Source organism: Desulfobulbus sp., assembly GCF_031547805.1.
Lineage (GTDB): Bacteria > Desulfobacterota > Desulfobulbia > Desulfobulbales > Desulfobulbaceae > Desulfobulbus.
Window position 1 is genome coordinate 22,235 of the sequence record NZ_JAVBRQ010000041.1, and the last position, 19,434, is coordinate 41,668.

Annotated in this window: 9 protein-coding genes and 1 tRNA gene; 1 reads left to right on the forward strand and 9 read right to left on the reverse strand. The window is 65.6% G+C overall.

The features are described 5' to 3' along the window. The first annotated feature begins 76 nt into the window (after positions 1 to 76). Entirely contained in the window at positions 77 to 838 is a 762-nt protein-coding gene (locus RMR13_RS13845; RefSeq protein ID WP_310601219.1) for a DNA adenine methylase, read from the forward strand. A 233-nt stretch (positions 839 to 1,071) separates the two neighbouring features. On the opposite strand, the gene RMR13_RS13850 is transcribed toward RMR13_RS13845, so the two are convergent. The 9 genes from RMR13_RS13850 to RMR13_RS13890 form a co-directional block, all read right to left on the reverse strand. Next, positions 1,072 to 1,148, reverse strand: a tRNA-Arg gene (locus RMR13_RS13850). Between the two features lie 115 nt (positions 1,149 to 1,263). Then, positions 1,264 to 3,582: a cysteine--tRNA ligase gene (gene cysS, locus RMR13_RS13855; protein ID WP_310601220.1), complete on the reverse strand. Its 2,319-nt coding sequence runs from the start codon at positions 3,580 to 3,582 to the stop codon at positions 1,264 to 1,266. 139 nt (positions 3,583 to 3,721) lie between these two features. Further along, the gene (locus tag RMR13_RS13860; protein WP_310601221.1) at positions 3,722 to 4,204 is read right to left on the reverse strand and encodes a DUF721 domain-containing protein; all 483 of its coding nucleotides are present in this window, start codon (positions 4,202 to 4,204) and stop codon (positions 3,722 to 3,724) included. Between the two features lie 125 nt (positions 4,205 to 4,329). Next, positions 4,330 to 7,608: a DUF4157 domain-containing protein gene (locus RMR13_RS13865; protein WP_310601222.1), complete on the reverse strand. Its 3,279-nt coding sequence runs from the start codon at positions 7,606 to 7,608 to the stop codon at positions 4,330 to 4,332. Between the two features lie 65 nt (positions 7,609 to 7,673). After that, on the reverse strand, positions 7,674 to 9,008 hold the full coding sequence (locus RMR13_RS13870) for an ATP-binding protein (protein WP_310601223.1): 1,335 nt from the start codon (positions 9,006 to 9,008) through the stop codon (positions 7,674 to 7,676). 6 nt (positions 9,009 to 9,014) lie between these two features. Then, positions 9,015 to 10,685 carry a contractile injection system tape measure protein gene (locus tag RMR13_RS13875; protein ID WP_310601224.1) on the reverse strand — a complete coding sequence of 557 codons (1,671 nt, stop codon included), beginning with the start codon at positions 10,683 to 10,685 and terminating at the stop codon, positions 9,015 to 9,017. Between the two features lie 5 nt (positions 10,686 to 10,690). Beyond that, positions 10,691 to 13,540: a hypothetical protein gene (locus tag RMR13_RS13880; RefSeq protein WP_310601225.1), complete on the reverse strand. Its 2,850-nt coding sequence runs from the start codon at positions 13,538 to 13,540 to the stop codon at positions 10,691 to 10,693. A gap of 67 nt (positions 13,541 to 13,607) precedes the next feature. Beyond that, entirely contained in the window at positions 13,608 to 16,271 is a 2,664-nt protein-coding gene (locus tag RMR13_RS13885) for a hypothetical protein (protein WP_310601226.1), read from the reverse strand. A 37-nt stretch (positions 16,272 to 16,308) separates the two neighbouring features. Then, positions 16,309 to 19,422, reverse strand: coding sequence for a baseplate J/gp47 family protein (locus RMR13_RS13890; protein WP_310601227.1), 3,114 nt, complete (start codon positions 19,420 to 19,422; stop codon positions 16,309 to 16,311). Positions 19,423 to 19,434: the final 12 nt, after the last annotated feature.

Consider the following 19,434-nt stretch of genomic DNA (forward strand, 5'->3'; position numbering starts at 1 on the left):
TATAGCCCCGATGCACGCTGAGGGACAGCGCACCGGGTAAGTAGCATATCGCCTGCGATTGCACAAGGAGCCTTTCGTGGCAGCACTCATTCCCTACTTCGGCGGCAAGAGCCGCCTGGCCAAAACCATCATCTCAAAATTCCCGGAGCACCAATGTTATGTCGAGGTGTTTGCCGGCGGCGCGCATGTGCTGTTTAACAAACCGCAAAGCAAAATCGAGGTCATCAACGACCTAGACCGGGATCTGGTCAGCTTGTATCGCACGGTCAAATACCACCCCGAGGAGCTGCACCGCCAGTTCAAGTACGTCTTGATCGCCCGTGACGAATTTCAGCGCCTGATGCAGGTCAATCCCGACACCCTGACCGATATTCAGCGGGCGGCAAGGTATCTCTATCTGCAGCGGATGTGCTTCGGCGGCCGAGTGCACAACAGGACCTTCGGGACATCGACCACCAGCGCGCCACGGCTCAACCTGTTCACCCTCCAACGGCTGATCGAGGATGCCTGGATCCGTCTGAGCCAGGTGATGATCGAGTGCCTCGACTTCCGAGAGCTGATCCCCCGTTACGATCGGGAACACACCCTGTTCTTTGTCGACCCGCCTTACTGGGGTATCGATGGCTACGAGCACAACTTCGTGGAGCGAGATTTTTACGAGTTGGCCGATGCCCTGGGCGACATCAAAGGGAGGTTCCTTTTGACCATCAATGACACTCCCGAGGTCCGGGAGATATTCAAGCGGTTCTGGATCGAGGAGGTGCAGCTCACCTACTCGATGAGCAGGCAGGTGGGGAGTCGGGCAAAGGTCAGGACCGAACTTTTAATCGGTAATTAATGAGGGCAAAAACAGGCCGCAAACGCGGTTCCAAACCTTGCGCGAATTGGTTCCAAAGCTCGTGCGCGGCTACAGCTGGCTCGATCCGGAACAAATGGACGCGATATTACGAGCGCCGGCCAACGCATTCAAGCGGCCAAGCGGGGCGGAGGAGAAAACAAAAAGCCCCCTTGGAACTTACGTTCCAAGGGGGCAGAGTCACATAAATAGGCTAAGTGCCTGAAAAATTATATTGGCGCGCCAGGAGGGATTCGAACCCCCGGCCCACGGCTTAGAAGGCCGTTGCTCTATCCAGCTGAGCTACTGGCGCCAGATCGGTTGCGCAATGTACCGAAGAAGCCTTGCAAACGCAACCATTATGCGAGGATACGCCGCGGCCCGGGCAAGCTCGGCCGGCCGCTTCGCTTCAGCGCAGTCCACAGCGCTTAGTCATCGATTCGCTCCCATACCGGGCCGGCGGCGGTATCGCGAATGGTGACTCCCTTGCGTAGCAGTTCCTCGCGGGCGGAATCGGCGGCGGTCCAGTCCTTGAGTTGCCGGGCCCGTTCGCGCTGGCGGATCAGCCGGTCGATCTCCGGCGTCAGCGGGCAATGTTCAAGCCGCAACACGCCGAGCACTCCGTTGATCAGCTGCAGCACCTCCAGCACGTCTTGCTTCTGGTCCCGGTCCAGCTGCCGGGCCTGGAGTACCGGATTGGCCTGTTTGATAAAGTTGAACAGCGCGCCGATGGCCCCGGAGATGTTGAGATCGTCGTTCATCGTCTCGACGAAACGCTTTTCCAGCTCGGTCACATAGGCCGCCACCTCGGGATGGGGCAGGCCGGCGGGCAGGCACAGAAGCTTGCGGGTGAACTCGTCGATCCGCCGCAGCGCCGTCCGGGCCGCGTCCAGCCGTTTATAGGAGAACAGCAGGGGCTTGCGGTAATGCACGCCCATCAGCATGAAGCGCAACTCGCGGCCGGTGTAGCCCTTGGCCAGCACTTCGCGCAGGGTGACCACGTTGCCGGTGTCGCCGGCCATTTTGCGACCGTCCTTGAGCAGCTGGCCGGAATGGAGCCAGAAATTGGCCAGGGGTTTACCGGTGAGCGCCTCGGCAATGGCGATCTCGTTTTCGTGGTGCGGGAAAACCAGGTCCTGGCTGGCGGTGTGGATATCCAGGGTTTCGCCGAGATACTTGGTCGACATCGCCGAGCACTCGATGTGCCATCCGGGCCGGACATTGCCCCAGTCGGTCTCGTAAAAGATGCCCTTTTTCAACTCGGCCAGGGTCGAGCGCTTCAGCAAGGTGAAATCGCGGGGATTGTCCTTCTCGTAATTGTCGAGGTCCACGGTCTGGCCGACCTTGATCTTGCTCAGGTCGATGCCGGACAGGCGCCCGTACTTCTTGAACTTGGAAATATCGAAGTAGATCGAACCCAGCTTCTCGTAGGCATAGCCCTTGTGGATCAGATCGTGGGCGATCTCGAGCATGTCACCGACATGCTCGGAGGCCAGCGGATAGCCGGCGGCCCGCTCCACGTTGAGGATCTCGATGGCCTGCTTGAATTCGTCGATATAGCCGCCGGTGAAGGCGTGCAGGTCGGCGCCCGCCTTGATGGCACCGGTGATGGTGTTGTCGTCGAGATCGGTGAAATTCATGAACAATTCCACCGCGTAGCCATTGGCGCGCAAACAGCGGTTGATCAGGTCGGCGACGATGAACCGGCGGCAATGGGCCAGGTTGGGCGATTCCGCCGCCGTGGGCCCGCAGGCGTAGAGGGTGACCCGGTCGTCACGGATCGGGCGGAACATCGCCTTCTTGCGGGTCATGGTGTTGAACAGTCTGAGATGGGCGGTCTCCTCCTCGACCTTTTCCTTGCGGACGAAAAGGGTGGTGCTCAGGTAACGCTCGCCGCCGTCCGGCAGAATCACCACGATGCAGCCGCCGTCGACTTCCCGCGCCCGCTGAATGCCGGCGAACATGGCCGCGCCGCTGCTCATGCCGGCGAAAATACCCTCTTCGGCGGCCAGGTGGCGGACCGTGGCAAAGGCATCCTCATCGGCCACGTTGACAATGGCGTGCGGCATGGTTTTGTCGAAGATCCCCGGCTTGTAGGATTCCTTCATGTTCTTCAGCCCCTGGATCTTGTGGCCGAGGTACGGCTCCACCGCGATCACCCGGACTTCGGGGTGATGGTCGCGGAACCATTTCGACAAGCCCATGGCCGTGCCCGAGGTCCCCAAAGTGACGATGATGTCCGTGACCCGGCCGCCGGTCTGTTCCCAGATTTCCGGCGCCGTGCTCCGGTAATGCGCCTGCCAGTTGGCCGGATTGTTGAACTGGTCGGCAAGGAAATAACGGTCGGGATGCTCGCGGGCAAGCGCGTACGCCTTCTCGATGGCCCCGTCGGTGGCCCGTTTGGCCGGGGTGAGGATGATCTCCGCGCCATAGGCCTGCATGATCAGCCGCCGCTCGATCGAAGCCGATTCGGGCATGATCAGCTGGCAACGGTACCGTTTGGCGGCGCAGACCATGGCCATGCCGATGCCGGTATTGCCGCTGGTGGCTTCCAGCAGGATCTTGTCGCTGGTCAATTCGCCGCTCTGCTCGGCCGCCTCGACCATGGACAGGGCGACCCGATCCTTGATCGAACCGCCGGGGTTGCGGGATTCGAGTTTGCCCAGCAACAGCACCTTGTCGGCCGCCGGGTTGAGCCGGTTCAGTTCAACCAGCGGAGTATTGCCTATTAATTCAACGAGTTTCATTGCCGTATCGAAAAAAATCTGTGAATCGGAACCAAAAGATACAGCTATTACCATAGCCTATTTCCCGGTAAAGCGCAAAAAAAGCACCCGGTTGGGCAAAAATTTAGGCAGGCAGAAAACAGGAAAAAGCGGCGGCGGCTTATTCCGTTTCGTTGTGGGCGGCAAAGGAGCGCCACAGCCGTTGCAGGGCCTCGCGGCATTCGCGGTTGGCAATGGCTTCGGTCATCTGGCAAAAGGAGTGTTCCCGATGGGGGTCGATCTCCCGCAGGCCGGGGAGAGGCGGTGCGGACGGCGACGGGGCCGGAGCATGGAGCTGCCAACGGATATCGGTGATGGGCTGGTCTTCAAGGTGTTGGTTGATGCGGGTGACCAGTTCGGCCTTGACATACTGCAGATGATGCATCCAAGCGGAGTTTTGCACAAAAATACACAAGGTTCCGCGGCGGAAAAAGGCGGGATAGGTCAGTTGGGCGACCTCGGCGCCGACGACCTCGGGCCACTTGCCCAGCAGGCGGAACAGCCGCCATTGCGCCCCCCACTGCTTGGTCGCGAAGACCTCGGGCAGCGCCCGGTCCATGGTGGTCGGCTGGCCTTGTTCGTATCCGGTTCGCGTTTTCTTCATACGTTCATCTCGTTGATGCGGTCCGGCCACCGCCTTCGGGCGGCCGGAATGAGGGCGGCAATCGTATGCCCCGGCCTGCCCGACGTCAACAGGAAAAAATGGCGGTCCACGATTTGCCGGCAGCCCTACCGGAGCTCTCCCTTCGTGCGTTCGGCCTCATGCCGCACCAAATATTCGGAGGTGACGGTGGCCCCGATGGTATCCTTGTCCTGATTATCGCCATCCTTCAGAGTGGCACGGCATTGCAGGGTGGCATTGACCCAGTTGTACCAGACCGGCCGCTTGGTCTCGATATCGGCCTTGGCGTTCTTCACCTCGACCTCATAGGTCGCCCAGTTTTCCTCGCTGCCCTTGACGACCCAGTCGATGACGCGCTTTTCGATACTGTGGTAGTGCTGGCTGTTCGCATTGCCGGTGATCGGAAACATGTTTTCCTGGTTGCCGATGCCGCCCAGGCGGTGATTGAGGAGATGGCCCTTGATATACTTGCCGGGGCTCTTCTGCCCGGGATCGGTTTCCAGCAAATCCATCAAAGGTTTTTGGGCACCCGATTGCGGTTCGCTGCCCGGATGGCTGCCGACAAAGGCCCTGTTCAACCTGGCGATACGCATCCAGGTGCCGACCGTGGTGCCGGTCGGATCGCCGCCGATCGTGCCGAACTTTTGCTTGTACTCGTGGTTCCGATGCACGGTTTTCTCAAACACCCCGAATAACTCCCGCAGGTTGACGACGATGATCGGGTCGTCGGGATTACGGGCCAGCGCTTTCCGAGTGGCATCGATGATGTTCAGCGAGTCGCGTTGTTTTTTGGATGCCTTGGGTTCGCGGGCCATGCGCGCAAACTGGTCGAGGCGATCGGGAATCGGGCACGGGTCTTGGCTGGCCACCATCGCTTGCGGATTGCGTTCGTCACCGACGAAATAGACCTCATGGCTCGCGCCGCCGGCGGTGCGAAAGGGTTTGCGCCGGCGCCACCAACCGGCGGCACGGCCGGCAGCCTCCCGCGCCGCCCCCAGGAAACGGCGGCCCTGGCGGACAATCCAGTCCACCACCCGGTCCAGAGCCCGGTCCACGGGCTGGCGGATTTTGTTGATGATATCGACGATGGCGTCGCTGACCCGGCCCAGACCGGCCTGGCGGGCGAGAAAGCTGATCACCAGGGTCAGCAGGCCGGCCATGGTCTGTTCCACCCGGTTGGCGGCCGCCTCGATGGCCCCGCCGGCGATGGCGGCCAAGGAATCGATGCAGGCCGCGCCGACCTGGGCGATCTGGCGCATCCGCTCGACCAGGAACATGATGGTGTTGTAGATGGCGACGATCGCCTGGATAAAGGCGCCGGCCGGGTTGAGCATGGCCACCAGCCGGGTCACCGCCGCCACCACGATCTTGGTGCGGACAAAGTTCAGCACCTGCTCCATCACCAGCTCGCGCAGGTTGGTCAGGCTTTCGCGGATGCGTTCCCAGGCCGCGGCCGGGCCTTCGCGGACCAAGGCCGCCACGAAGTCGAATCCCCTCTCCATCGCCGCCACCGCCGGCTCGCCGACCGCCCGAACCAGCTTGGCCCGGATGCTGTGCCAGGTCAGTCCGAGCACGCTGCACACGAACTTGACGATTTCCCGCAAGGTGAAAGCCTTCGGAATATAGATGTTGGCCCCGGCCAGGGTGCCGGTCAGCCAGCCGACGACGGCGCCGCGCAGATGGGTGACGACGTTGGCGGCGAACTGCCGCAATCCCTGCGCCGCGGCCCGGACCAAATTGCCGACAAAGCGCGCCGGGTCGGCGACGATGGTGCGGAAGGCCGCGGCGGCGCGGCGCAGATAGGGCATGGCCGCCGGAGCGACGACATCGAACACGATCTCCAAAAGGGCCCAGACCTGCCGGCCGGCCCAGGTGACAAAGCCGGCGAGGAACGAACCGAACAGGCGCCCGATCCGGGCAAAGGTCTGCGGCAGCGACAACAAATCGGCGATGCCCAGGCCGCGCAGGGTATCGAGCACCAGTTGCGGCAGGGCAACGACTTGGCCGCGCAGTTCCTCGAGCGCGCCCGCAAACCAGGCGAAGGCCCGATTGACCGCATTGGCCCGCTGCAGGTTCCGCCAAATTTCCTCCTGCCCGATCAGGCGCATGAAGCCGCCGAGCAAGGTCTCGGCCGTGCGCGGCACCGCATCGTTGCTGATCGGATCGCGGCCGAGCACCGCGCACAGCAGGTCCCAGCCGCGGGTACCCCGCGCCAGCCCAGCCAGGGGCCGCACGATCGCCTCGCGGATCAACTGCAGCACGCCGGCGGCCAGGTTGCCGGTCAAGGCGGCGATGCGGGCGATGGGTTCGGCGACCAGATACCGGGCCCGCTCCCAGACGCCGCCCAGGTTGAAGATGTCGGTCCAGCCCAGCGAGCCCAGGAAGCGGTCGATTGCCTGGCGGATGGAGCCGGCGGCCAGGCCCAGCTCGCCAAACCGCTGCTGCACCCAGCCGGCGGCGCGGTCGATAAGGCCGTGGTTGTCGAGCGCCCGAATGAGCATGGCGCCGCCCGGCATCAGCTCGACGGCCGCGCGCAGCAGGTTGCCCGGCGAGCGGTCGACGGCCCGCATGTTGATCGGGTTGCGGCCAAGCACCAGGGTGAGCAGGCGGAAGCCGGGGATATCTTCGGCGTGGCGGGCGAAAAAGTCGAGCGCGTCGCCCACGCCCAGCCGCTGCACCGCCGGGACACCGGCCACCGACACCGCCGGGAGCGCGCTGCGCCGGACCTGGACGGCCGCGCCCTGCTGGATGGTGTGGGTCAGCTCGTGGGCCAGCAGCTCCTTGCCGGCATCGCTTTCCGGGCGGAAACTGTTTCGGCTCAAAAATATGTGCCTGCCAACGGTGAAGGCCCGGGCCTGCAACTCGGTGTTGAGCCGGGCCGCCCGGTCGTCGGCATGGATGCGGATCGCGCCGAAATCGGCTTGAAAGCTCGATTCCATGAACCGGCGCGTGGCCGGCGGCAGCGGCAGGCCCCCGGTCGTGGCCCGAATCGCGGCCGACACCCCGAGCCCGGCGGTCGCTCCCCCTTTTGCCGGGTCGGCCGGGTGGGCAATGGGCGCGACCTGCGCCTGCGAGCCGGCAAAGCGGGCGAGATAGGGCGAGACCAGCCGGGCGGGTGAGACAGTGGCACCGGTGCGGGCCTGTCCCCAGGCGCCGGCCGCCTCGGTGCGTGCTGGCCCGGCTCCGTTTTTCGGTGCCGAGCGCGCCACTTTCCCGGCCCATGCCTCGGCTTCCCGTTCGGCCGGATCGCCGGGGGAAGAGAGCTTCAGGCTGCACTGCACCGCCACCGGTCCGCACCCCTGCGCGGTCGGGCGCCGCTGCACGGCCTGGGCCGCGGCCGGCCGCGCGGCACTGCGCCCCGCTGTCTGTTGCTGGGCTTTTTCCACGGCTGCGCCCTACCCGTTTAGCAAAAATATCGACACAAGAGCTCCCTGGACCATTGTTTCCCGGTTCATGCGATCCGGCCCTCCTTGTGCAGTTCCCTGCGGATGCCCTCTTCCACCTCCTCCAGAAGGATGGTGTCGCTGTCGCGGTTTAGCGTCCGCAGACAGGCATAGCGGACCACGTTCATGATCGTGCCGCCGGCCAGCTCGTGCCGTTCGGCGATCCGCCCCAGATCGATATCCGCCGCCAGCCGGGCCTTGGCCGGGAAGGCCCCCTGCCAGATGCGCAGCCGCTCCGCCGGCTTGGGCATGGGAAAATGGATCACCGTGTGTAGGCGGCGGACAAAGGCGTCGTCGATATTGGCCTTGATGTTGGAGGCCAACAGGGCCACGCCGTTGAACTCCTCGATCCGCTGGAGCAGGAAACTGATTTCCTGGTTGGCGTAGCGGTCGTGGGCGTCGTCGACCCTGGTCCGCTTGCCGAACAGGGCATCGGCCTCGTCGAAAAAGAGAATCCACCGCTTGTGCTCGGCCATGTCGAAGATCTTGGCCAGGTTCTTCTCGGTCTCGCCGATGTATTTGGACACGATCATGCTCAGGTCGATCTTGTAGACGTCGCAGCCGCAATGCTTGCCCAGCAGGCAGGCGGACAGGGTCTTGCCGGTGCCCGGCGGCCCGTGGAACAGGGCGGTGAAGCCGGGCGCCAGCTTGTCCTCCATGGCCCACTCCTTCAACAGACGGCCGCCGTGACGAATCCAGTGTTCGATCTCCTCCAACTGGGTCAGGGTGAAGGCCGGCAGCACCAGGTGGTCCCACTCGAGCCGGGTGGCGATCAACCGCGCCGGGAATTCGCTGTTGTAGTTGGGTTTGTGCCCGGTGCCGGTGGTCAGCCAGGCCACATATTCCCGCGACAGGGTGAGGGCGCCGCTCAGCAGGGGTTCGCCGGCGGCGGCCGGTGCCAGTCGCAGGATAGCTTGGCGGGCAAAGACATGGTCGCCGGCGAACATCGCCATCAAGGCGAAACGGGCGGCGAGATCGTCCCCGGCCAGCAGGAAGGCGGCGGTTTCGCCGGTGGGGAGAAAGCCGCCGTGACTGGCACCGTGCATCCCGCCGAATTCGGTGAACCCGCGCTCAAGCGTCTGGTTCCTGCTCCAGAGCACGTCCAGCAGTTGAGGCCGGACATGGGGGATCAGGGCCAGCAGCAGCACCAGCCTCTCGTCTGTCGACAGCCGGTGGCGGTCGAGAAAACGGGCATACCAGGAGGCGCTGGCGCCCAGGTCCGGCGGCACCGGGTCCCGCTCCGGTCCGCGGTCCTCGGGCTTGAAATAGGCGGCCAGCCGAGCCTCCAGCACCTGAGCGAACCATTCCAGCTCCAGCTCGAGGTCGCGGGCGTTGTCACGCATCGGGCCTCACCACTCGACCAGCAGCAGCCGGCCCATCCAGGGCAGTCTGATCAAGGAAATGCTCCAGGGCAGCCGGTCCAGGAGGATGTCCCAGCCGCGCCGCTCGACGTTGAGCCGCCAGCCGGCCTCGATCGGCCGCAACAGGCCGGGCCGCTCGACGAACGAGGTGCGCATCCCTTCCGGCGAGGTGTCGCGCAAAGCACCCCAATGGCCGACAGCCGCCGCCAGCAGCTCCCTGGCCTCCCACTTGTCGGCCTCGGTGAGCAGCCCCTCGCACACCGGCACCGGTGTCAGGGGATCGAGCCCGAGCAGGATCTTGACCAGCCCAAGTTCGAATTCCAGCGCCCGCTCCCGGCCGGTGGCCAGATAGTGCAACAGGGTTGCCATGCGCGGCAGAGCGGCCCGAGTCAGCCCCTTGTCGCCCGGTTCCATCAGGCGACAGCGGACGAACAACCGGCTTAGATAGGGATGGAACAGCACCAACCCGGCCTGGCTGATCCGGAGCGGATAGAGATCCGGAACCGGTTCCGGTCGCTTTGTCCCGTTGGCGGCATCTTCCGGACGGATGAGGCCGCCGGCCGGATGGACAATCGCCGCCGGTGCCTCGGTCCGGGCCGGGTGCGGGCTGTCCTCGGGCTGGCGCGGCTCCGGCGGCAGCAGACCGAGGAACCGTTCGGCCAGCGCCGGTTCGCAGGCCGCAGCCACCGAAGCCGTCACGGCGGCCCGCACCGCCTCGGGTCCGGCCAGGCGGTCGGCACCACCACCGGCCAGAGGCGCCAGAACCGCGGCGGTCAGCATCAGCCGGGCCGAACGGTCGAAGCCCCTCGCGTCATCCCACAACACGTCGAGGCTGGCGGCGGCCAAGGCCCTGCCCTCGCCCGGTGGCAGTCGCTCGAGGCAGTCGTCGAGCACCGGACCGATCTCCCCAGGCGCGACCAGGTGGAGCAGCCGGAAGAAAAACGGGACCTGCTGGGGTTGGCGGTGCAGGAAGTCCAGCACCGCCGGCCACTGCCGCCGCCTGGTTTCGGCCAGCCGGCGGTGCAGCTCGCCGACCTCGCCGCCCGCCGCTTCCCAGGGCAAATAGCCGGTGCGCAGATATTGGAGCAGGTCGTGCAGCCGGCGTCCGCCGGATACCGGCACCAGCAAGCGTCTGTTCCTGTGTTCCGCCTCCGGCTGCGGCCGCTGCCCGGCATCGGCGGGCGAGGCCGCTCCCTGGCCCCAGTCGTCCGTCTCGTCCTCTTCGTCCGTTTCGTCCCACTCGATCCAGCCGCCGATTTCGTCCGCCGCAGCGTTGTCTTGGCCGACGGCACGCCACTTCGGCGTCATTGCGGCCGATTCGCCCGGAGCCGCCATGGCCGCGCCCCCGGTTGCCTGCTCGGTGCCGCCCGGCGGCCGCCCGGCCGGAAACAGGCGGCCCCATTCCTGGCGGATCGCTTCCGGCAATTGGTCGGCCAGATCCTCGGCCGAGTTGAGGCGCAGGTGCAGCCGCAGCCGGGGAATGCGGATCACCTCGCCGTCGGCGGCGGCCGCGTCGCATTGCTTCGCCATTGCCGCGATCAGCTGCTCCGTTCCCCGGAAATGGACAAAAGACCGCCAGGCAAAGGCCTCCTCGGCGGTGTTGGCCGCTACCATCCAGCGCAAGGTCCGAATGCGGTGGTCGAACAGGGTCTCGCTCATCGTTTCTACCTCTGTTTGCCGATGGTCATGGCGCCCATCACCAGCGCCAGGCCGGAGTTGGCGGTGGTGGCCTTGATGGCACCCAGCCGGGCATCCACCGTCTTGGCCGCCGCCTCGCTTGTGACCGACCCCAAGTTGCTGTTCAAGGCCAGCAGGGCGGCCATGCCTTCACTGCCGACCGCGACATCAATCTTGGCATCGGCGATGTACTGGGTGGCATCGGCAATCGCCACGGCCAGATCGTTTTCGGCCTCGTCGGCCTGTTGCCGGTAGGCGGCCCGCTGCGCTTCGCCGAGCCCCGGCTGCGCCGCCTTTTCGGTCAGGTACCTGGCCACCGTTTCCTTTTCCTTGGCCGCGGCCACCATGGTCTGCAGTCCCGCGTCGGCATAGCCGGCAACCTTGTCGCCCACGCTCACCCGCTCCTTCTGGGAGATCAGGGCGTTGCCCATCAGGTTGGTCGATTCCTTGACCGTGCCGAGATACTCCTTCTGCAGGGCATCGATTCGGGCCGTCAGGTTGGTTTCGACCTTGTCGCGCAGGGTATCGAGGTGCTCGTTCTTGAAGCCGGTCAGTTGGTCCCGGATGAGCGAGGTCACCTGATCGTCCCGGAACACGTTCAGCTTGTCCCGGACGAATTCGTTGCGCGAAGGCAACACCGTGATGCCGTTGCCGACCACCCAGCCCGGCCGCAGACTCGGCTTGTCGATCGCCGGCTGGGCCGGTTCCGCCTCGGCCTCCTCGCGACACAAATAGGGCAGCATGAAATCGGCCACCACCTTGTGCTCCTGGTCGTGCACCAGCACGAAGGTGCCGCCGCGCGCGACGCCGCCCGCATGTTCGAGGCCGGGATGGGCGGCCAGGAAGGAGGCGAACAGGAGCTTGTCGTCTTCCTGCTCGTCTTTGGCCTTGATGATGTCGTCGAGCCAGTCGAGCCAGTGCATCCGGTCGTTGCCGATCAGGGTGTCGAAAGGGGTGGCGAATTCGGTTTTCACCACTTCCGACAGCCGGGTCTTGAACCGGCCGGCCGCCTCCAGGGCCGGGGCGACGTTCGCCTTCCAGGTGGTGTCGGTTTTGTACTGCGAATAGCTGCGGTTGAGCACCGTGCGGACCTTCGCGGCGTTGCGCGCCAGCTCGGTGTTCTTGTCCTTGGCGTAGCCGGTGTAGGTGACCCCGGCATCGTCGGCCCGGTTGGCGATGACCTCGGCCCGGACCGCCTTGTCCACTTTCTGCTTGAAATTCTGGCTGAAGCGGATCGCCTCGCCCAGCTGTTTGCTGACGTCCTGGCGGAACAGGTAATGCAGCCGATGCAGATCGGTGTAGCGGATGCCCGGCCGCTTGACCACCTTGGTCCGGTCGATGCCGAGCGCGATGGCGCGCACCGCGATGGGCAGGTTCCATTTTTCGATCAGTTTTTCCAAGGCGGTGGTCACGGTCGTCACCGGCTGGCCCAGGTGTCCCTCGATCCGGAAAAAGGGATAACGGCCGCAAGCGGCGGCCAGGGGCTGGGCGGCGGCGCCGGTGGCACCGTAGAATTCCGCATTGTACGAGTAATTGGCGGTGGCCATGCCCATCTCGCGCAGGCGGAAATTCCACTGGAGGTGAATAGGGATGGTGGTATTCACCCGGTAATACCAGGGAATGGCCCGCTCTTCCAGCGGTGCCTCCTCGCTGCGGCTGGGGGTGATCCGGATGGCCGCATCTCCGGCACCCTTGGTACCCGTGGGCACGGTAAAGGTGCGGATCAGGGTGTCGATCTTGCCGGCCAGGAAGCGAGCATGGCGCAGCTGGCCGGCGGTATGGCTGACCAGGGGCGAGGGATAGAAGGCGGTCCGCAAGGTCTCGCCGCCGGCTGCGGCATCGACCGTTCCCAGCAGCAGATGCTTGGGAAAGGCCAGCGGGTCGGGGCAATTCCAGGTGCGGTCGCCGGCCAGGCAGGCGCGGAAATCGTTCCAGGTTTCCGCCAGGTCCTTGAGGAAATCGTAGTAATACTGGATGGACTCGCCGGTGGCGTTAAAATGCCCCTGCCACCCTTGCAGCTGCTTCAGCCAGGAGGGGGCCGGATCGCCGTCGGCGAACAGATCGCCGACAAAGGGGGCGCAGACCGGATAGAGCCTTGTCAGGCCGGCGCCCAGGCTGCCGCCGAGGGCGGTGCAGGCGGTGCGGAACACCTGGGCCAGCCGGTTGGGGGTGTTGTCGGCGGCGGCGAGCACCGGCCGGACCACGACGATCTCATCCAGCTCGAAAAAGGCCTGCCGCGGCGTGGCCACCTGTTCCAGCAGCCCCTGGGCCCCTGCCTGTTCGACCAGCAAAAGCCGCGGGATGTGGCGGCATTCCTGGCCGAGATTGTCGCAATCGGTGCCGGTGCAGAGGTCGAACTCGGTGACGGCGCTTTCCATCAACAGCACCCCGACCATGCTTTCCAGTTGCAGGCCGGTGCGCTCGGTGAACAGGCTCAGTTCCGCCAGGTCCGCCGTATTGCTCTCCCGGCTCTCGACCAACTCGTAGATCGGCTCGACGGCGGGCTTCCCGTCGTTGCCGCCGAAGGGTGCGTAAGCCGGCCGGGTGGCCGCCCGGTAGGGACGGAACCAGGGGTAGACGGTTTCGCCGGTGCGATGGATGAGATCGCCGTCGGTGGTCAGGCCGATGCCCGCGCTCAACACCACCGCATCGTGTTTCCGGCTCAGGCGCAGGCCGTTGACGATACCCGCCCCCAACAGGGCCAGCCGCGTCCCGCGTTCCTGGCCGTCCAGATAGGCGCCCACGCTGTTGAGTTCCCGGTGGCTCAGCACCTGATTCTGCTCGAAGATGGCGTAGGCCGCCGCGACCTGCCCGAGACTGCGATATATTTCTGCCATGATGTCCCTCTTTCAAAACCAATGCGGCAATCGCACCGCCGTCCTGTTCCGGGCCGCCTTGCGCCGCTCAGGCATCCCGATTGGGCTCCGACCCCAGGCAGGTTTGCCCGAGGATGAATTTTTCCCGGCCCTCGTCCGCGTCGCATTCGTACAGCCGCTGCCGGGGATAGACATTGCGCAGCGAATACAGCTCGCCGACGAACCGGGCCAGCCGCTCCCGCCGCCGGCTCCGTTCGCGGCCGGACTTGAGCTGCAGCCAATCGCGGTAGGCCGACTCGAACCGGGCCATGGCCTCCTTGCCCACCCAGCAGATCCTGGGCAGGATGTGGGCCGGGGTCTCCTGCCGGATCACCTCCTCGGCAAAGCGCCGAAACGCCATCGACTGGAAGCGGCTGCCATAGGCCGGCAGGATGAGATGCATCCGGTAACTGTAGGGATCGAGCCCGCCGCAGTCCGGATGGCCGGCATCCGGGCAGATCGGCAACAGGGGGTCCGGCCCGTCGCCATCGGCCTCGTGCTCCGGGTCGGGCCGCAGGAGAATGTTTTCGACCAGATACATCCCCTCCTCGCTGTAGTTGACCCGCAGATACTCCATGGTTTCGGCGATGGCCGCCTCCATCCGGGCCGGATCGGCGAAGTACTCGATCCGCCGTGCCACCACGCGCTCGCGGTCGTCGACCACGTTGAAATAGTGGCGGCCGTCGCTGCTCTGCCGGCGTTGATAGCTGCCGCCCGACTGCCCCCAGGCAATGGCGGTGCGCAGGGCCTCCCAAGCCTGGGCCGAGGTCGGGTAACGGGTGCTGGCGCTGAGGACGATCTTGCCGGTGTCCCGGTTGCGGATGCGAAAACGGAATTCGTCGCCCTCGGTGTCATCCACCTCGACGTAGATGTCGAAGGCGATATCGCCGAGATTGCGGCGCGACGGGTTGCGGATGCCCAGCAGTCCGGCCAGGCGCCGCTCCAGGCCCGAAATGTTGTCCGAGTTCCACAGCTCGGCGTCTTCCCGCAGGCTGGCATCGTAAGCCAGGCCCCTGGCGGCCGATGTTTGCGGATAGTTTTCGAGAAAGGCGCATTTGTGGGCGATGAGCTGCTCGGGCGTGGCGCCGAACTCGGCGTACATCAACTGGGCGTATTCGGTGAACCGCTCGGCGAACCGGGCGACGAGGTGATCGAGGAAACGGTTGCGCCGTGCCAGTTGCACCTGCCGCTCGCGGTCGTCCCCATCCGTTGCCCCAGCCTCGATCAGCCGGAGGATCTCGTCCGCATCGGTCGTGCCGTAGAGTTTGCCGTAATCCTTGAAAGTGGTCACGGCCTGGTGGACATAGGTCTGCCGCATGGCCGGGTCGAGCGAGAACAGGTGGCGGACATGGGCCAATTGGGCCAGGTAGTCGGCCATCAACTGATCGAAGAAGAGCAGATACCCCTTCAACTGCAGGGCTTGTGCCCGCCGCTCCAAGGAGGCGGTCTCGCTGAGGCCGGCCTCGCTCAGGCCGTAGAGCAGGGGGAAGTGGTTCTGGACGGAATAGTAGGCGGCGGGCGCCCGGAAGGTGCCCAGCGGCACCGGCAAATCACCGACTTGTTCGCGGTCGGTCCGGGCGGCCTGCGTCTGCGCCAGCTGCTCCAAGCGGGCCCGCACCCGGCCGACATCGGCCACCACCGGCATGGCCCGTTTGTAGGCAACGATCCGGGTCTGCTGGAGGTTCAGCAGGGCCTTTTTTCCCTGGTCCACCGGCACGGCCCAGGGATTGGCCGCCGGCTCCCGGCCGTCCGCCTGGACGACGATTTGCCGTACCGCCGCCACGCCCTCGATGTCCATGACCAGGCCGATCACGTCGGACAGGCGGATCACGGACCGCAGTTCGGCCCGGGCCAGCTCGGCATCGTCGATGAAGCCGCAGGCGAGCAGCGGCCCGTCGAAGATTTCATCGACCGGATACGGGCTGCCGTCGTCCCGGTGCCGGGCCAGCATTTCTTCCAGGGAATAAGGCCGCACCGGTGGCGCCAGATAGGCCTGCACCCGGAACAGCAGCTCGGCCTGGACCTCGGCCTGGTCGGCGTCGGGCCGCAGCTCCAGCTCGCAGCACAGCGAAAACGATTGGGTCTCGACCCGGCGGAAGGCAACGAAATCCTCGCACAGGTTGCGGTTGGCCTGCAGCCGCCGGCGCACCTCCCGCTCGACCCGCTGCTGCTCCGCCAACAGATTGGAGTCGTAATCGACCAGCACCTCGTAGAGTCCGGCCAGCTGGATCGGCTCAATCGCCGTTGCCGCCGTCGCCGTCGATTCGGCGGCGGGTTGACTGCGCCGCAGTTCGCCGGTGGCGGTGTCGGCGTAATAGATCGGCCCGGCCGGCCGCAGCCAGGCGTTGCGGACCCCCGCAATGTCGATGAGCAGCTTGCGGTAGTCGAGCAGGGTCAGCGGCCTGCCGGGCAGGATTTGGTTGGCGGTGACGAACTGGCCGGCCATGTTCGCCTGGTTGCCGTGCTCGGTGGCCAGCAGGTCGGGCACCGGCATCTGGGCCCGGTTGCCCAGGTCGGTGAGGGCGTAGCACAGCAGCTCCAGGATGGTGACGCCCGGATCGTGGAGGTTGTAGTCGGTCCATACCCGGCGGGCCAGGCGCTGGACATGGGCCAGGCCGATGGCGAACAGCCGCTGGTGGTCGAGCGCCGGTTCGTTGGTCCTTTTTTTGGGAATGGTCATGGTCGGCATGGACATGGGCATGGCCTGTTGCATTGCTGTCGCGCCGGGGCGCGATGGTGGTTGATGGCAATCACGGCAATCCCGCCTCGCCGATCCGGTGGTTGGCAACGGAAACCAGGACTGCGTCCGGGGTCAGCGGCCGCACCAGGTCGAGGTCGGCGGTGCCGGCCGGGTCCTCGAATCCGGTGTGCAGCCGCATCTCCTCGACCGCGTCCACATAGGGCAGATCCTCGATCCAATCGAGCAGCACCGACTTGTAGATCGTGCCGCCGAAACCGAGGTCGCGGCCCGCCTCCCCCAAGGTCCAGGGCGAGAGCAGGCCGATAATCGCCCGGTTCAATTCCTGGCTGTAGGTATTGAAGGCATGGCCCCGGTGCAGGCGGACCTTGAAGTCGAGCAGAATCCGCTGGTAGCGCGGATTGCGGACCCACACGTGCACCTGGCCGCCGATCCGGGAGCCGACATGGTCGGCGATGCGCGCCAGAGTGTCGGCGTCGACCATGGGTTGCAGCGGGTTGACGCCGTTGCGGTTGCGCAAATCCGGCACCACCACCAGCAGCACGTTGCCCGGCGCCAGCCAGCAGCCGTCGGTGGCGTGGGGGATGCATTTCACCCGATGCACGCCGGGAAAGGCGGCCAGGACGATGCGCTCGTAATCCCACGGGGTGATGCAGCGGTTCTTGTGGCGAAGCCGTTCGGCCGTCCGGGTGCGGAACTGCGCCTCCGACTCAGCCGCCCGGCCACCGAAGACGGCATAGGGCTGGCGGAAGACCTTGATCGCCGCGGGTTGGTCGCGCATCTTGTCGATCGAACCGGCGGGCAGGGCCGCGGCCGCCACCATCGGCTCGATGCCGGGTTGGCGGACCTCGACCGCGTTGGCCGCCACCTCGATCAGTTGGGCCATGGCGGCGGTATTGCGGGCCACGGCGCCCCGCAGCCAGATCAGCCCTTCCGGCAGAATGGTGTTTTCGGTGGTGGCCGCCTGGGGGAAAACGAACGTGATAATGCCGCTGGTGCGCAGATTGTTGGTGGTATCGCGGACCACGCCTTGTTCGCCGAGCGGTTGCCAGTAGTTGTCGCAGAGCACCGACCACAGGACCGGCTGGGCCGCCAGGGTGGGATCGGCGCTGCCCTCGGCCACCTGGAACAGCAGGCTGGCGCTGTCGCCGCCCTGCAGGCGCGCCAAGCCGATCAGCAGTTCTCCTTCGTGGTCGAACGCGGGCAGCAGGCGCACGCGGGTGTCGGTCAAACCCGCCTGGCTGCGCAAAAAGCCGTGTTCCCGCATCCGGCCGAAAGGGGTGAGGTGGAAGAACTGGAGGTCGGGCCGCAGACAGTCGTCCGCCGCCAGGCTTTCCGTGCCGCCCATCTCCAGGGCCACGCTCCCCGAGCTGGCCTCGTAGCCCAGCGAAAGCTCGCGGATGGCCGGGGTGTACGGCTCGGCGATCAGCTTGAGGTCGCCCTTGCCCTGTTTGCTGTAGCTCACCACCTGCTCGATGCACTGCTTACGGTATTCGGCGTGGAGGAAACCGCGTTCCAGAACCAGGACGACGGTTCGCTCCTCCGCCTCCGGGCCGGATCGTCCGGTGGCCAAGGCCGGCTGGAGCATGATGGCGCTGCGCGCCGCCGAAAAAGCCCAGCGGGTCTTGATTTGTTGTAAGGCCTGCAAACGCTCCTGCGGCGATGAGGGCGATGGACGTGATGAGGACGTCGCAACCGTCTGGCTGGCCGGCGGCTTGAAGGTCAGGGTCTGTGGCTGGGTGGCATCCTTGGCAAAGAGCGCCTCTCCGGCCTGGGAGCACTGCCAGCTGCCGCCGTCCTGGAACGCGATTCGGGCGGTAAAGGACTGGTTGCCGATGTTTTCGTCCTGGTAGCCATCGTAGCGGGTGGCGAACCGGCCCGGGGCGTCGTGCCATCGGATGGTGAGGCGCAGCTCGGACAAGTGCTTGTCCAGGGCCTCGGGACAGCCGATCGCCAGGCGCGAGCCCGCCACCGGCTGGTTGCCGAAGGGCAGGAACACCTTGGCCGCATCCAGGGCGCCATGGTCGTTGGCCACGGTGTCAGGTGCCATCCCGGCGACCGCAACCCCTACCTCGGCATGGGTGACGATCAGGCCGCGCAGGGCCTTGTAACCGACGGTCGTGCAACTCTCCCGCACCAGCACCTGCACGATCGGCGCCTGGACGGCATAGCCGCCGCCATGGATGCGCGAATCGTAATCGACGACGGCCTTTTCCCCGGCCGGCAAGACGAGCTTCAGGGTCAGCAGGCCGGTGCCGGCCGCGCCCCTGGCAAGGCCTTGGGCCGGATCTTTGGCAAAGGCCGCCTCGTCCGGATGAAAGGGTCCCAGCCACCGTTTCTCGCCGCTCAAGTAGAGCTCGAAGGCGGTATCGAGGCCAGCGAGATGGGACATGCTGCCCGCCAGGCGCAAGCGCAGGGTGATGGTCCGGTCTCCTTGCCGCAGGCGCAGGACCGGCGCCGCCAGGCCGAAGCCGATCGCGGCCTGGGGGAGTTGCCGGCGGCCGAAGCCGAACCATTTGGGGTCGGCCGGGTCCAGGGCGCCGCCCAAGCCGTCGGCCGAATTGGCCACCGGCGCCATCAGCACCCGGCCATGCTGCTCGGCATCGACGAAGAAACTGCGCAGCTCCACCACCCGGCCATGGTTGAGCACGGTCTCGCCCTCGGGCGCGTACACCCGCTGCTTGCCCACGAAAAACCGGTGTACCGGTCCGACGATCAGCGGCTCGGCGTTCTTTTTCAGTTCGAACAGCAGATGCGCCCGGTCGGTGCGCGGCCCTTGGCCGGCCAGCCGCAACACCTCGCAATAGAAAAAATCCAGGTGCCGACCGGTGATGCGGTTAATCAATTCCTGCGGCAGGTTATAAAGCTCGACAAAGGCGGCAAGCAGGGCCTGGTGCGGCTCGGCCGTGCCCGCGTCGTGGGTAAGCAGGCGCTTAATCGCCTCGTCGTCCCCCGGCAGAAAGGCGGCCCAGTCGCCGTCGGCCCGGTCCGGATCGTGGCCGTAGAACCGGATTTGCGCGGCCAGCCGGTGGAGGAAGCGCAACAGGTCGCCGCCGTTGCGCTCGTCGATGTCGGCATGATGCGCCTCCAGGGCCGTGGGCATGCGTTCGCCCTGGCTCTGGCCGGGGCGGGAGATCATGTTGTCGATGATGGTCTGTTCAGCCATGCCGTGCCTGCC

What these genes read in the sequence shown, in the direction of transcription:
- RMR13_RS13875 (WP_310601224.1), bottom strand. Translation starts at nt 10,685, where the DNA reads ATGAGCGAGACCCTGTTCGACCACCGCATTCGGACCTTGCGCTGGATG.
- RMR13_RS13860 (WP_310601221.1), bottom strand. Translation starts at nt 4,204, where the DNA reads ATGAAGAAAACGCGAACCGGATACGAACAAGGCCAGCCGACCACCATG.
- RMR13_RS13890 (WP_310601227.1), bottom strand. Translation starts at nt 19,422, where the DNA reads ATGGCTGAACAGACCATCATCGACAACATGATCTCCCGCCCCGGCCAG.
- cysS (WP_310601220.1), bottom strand. Translation starts at nt 3,582, where the DNA reads ATGAAACTCGTTGAATTAATAGGCAATACTCCGCTGGTTGAACTGAAC.
- RMR13_RS13880 (WP_310601225.1), bottom strand. Translation starts at nt 13,540, where the DNA reads ATGGCAGAAATATATCGCAGTCTCGGGCAGGTCGCGGCGGCCTACGCC.
- RMR13_RS13885 (WP_310601226.1), bottom strand. Translation starts at nt 16,271, where the DNA reads ATGCAACAGGCCATGCCCATGTCCATGCCGACCATGACCATTCCCAAA.
- RMR13_RS13870 (WP_310601223.1), bottom strand. Translation starts at nt 9,008, where the DNA reads ATGCGTGACAACGCCCGCGACCTCGAGCTGGAGCTGGAATGGTTCGCT.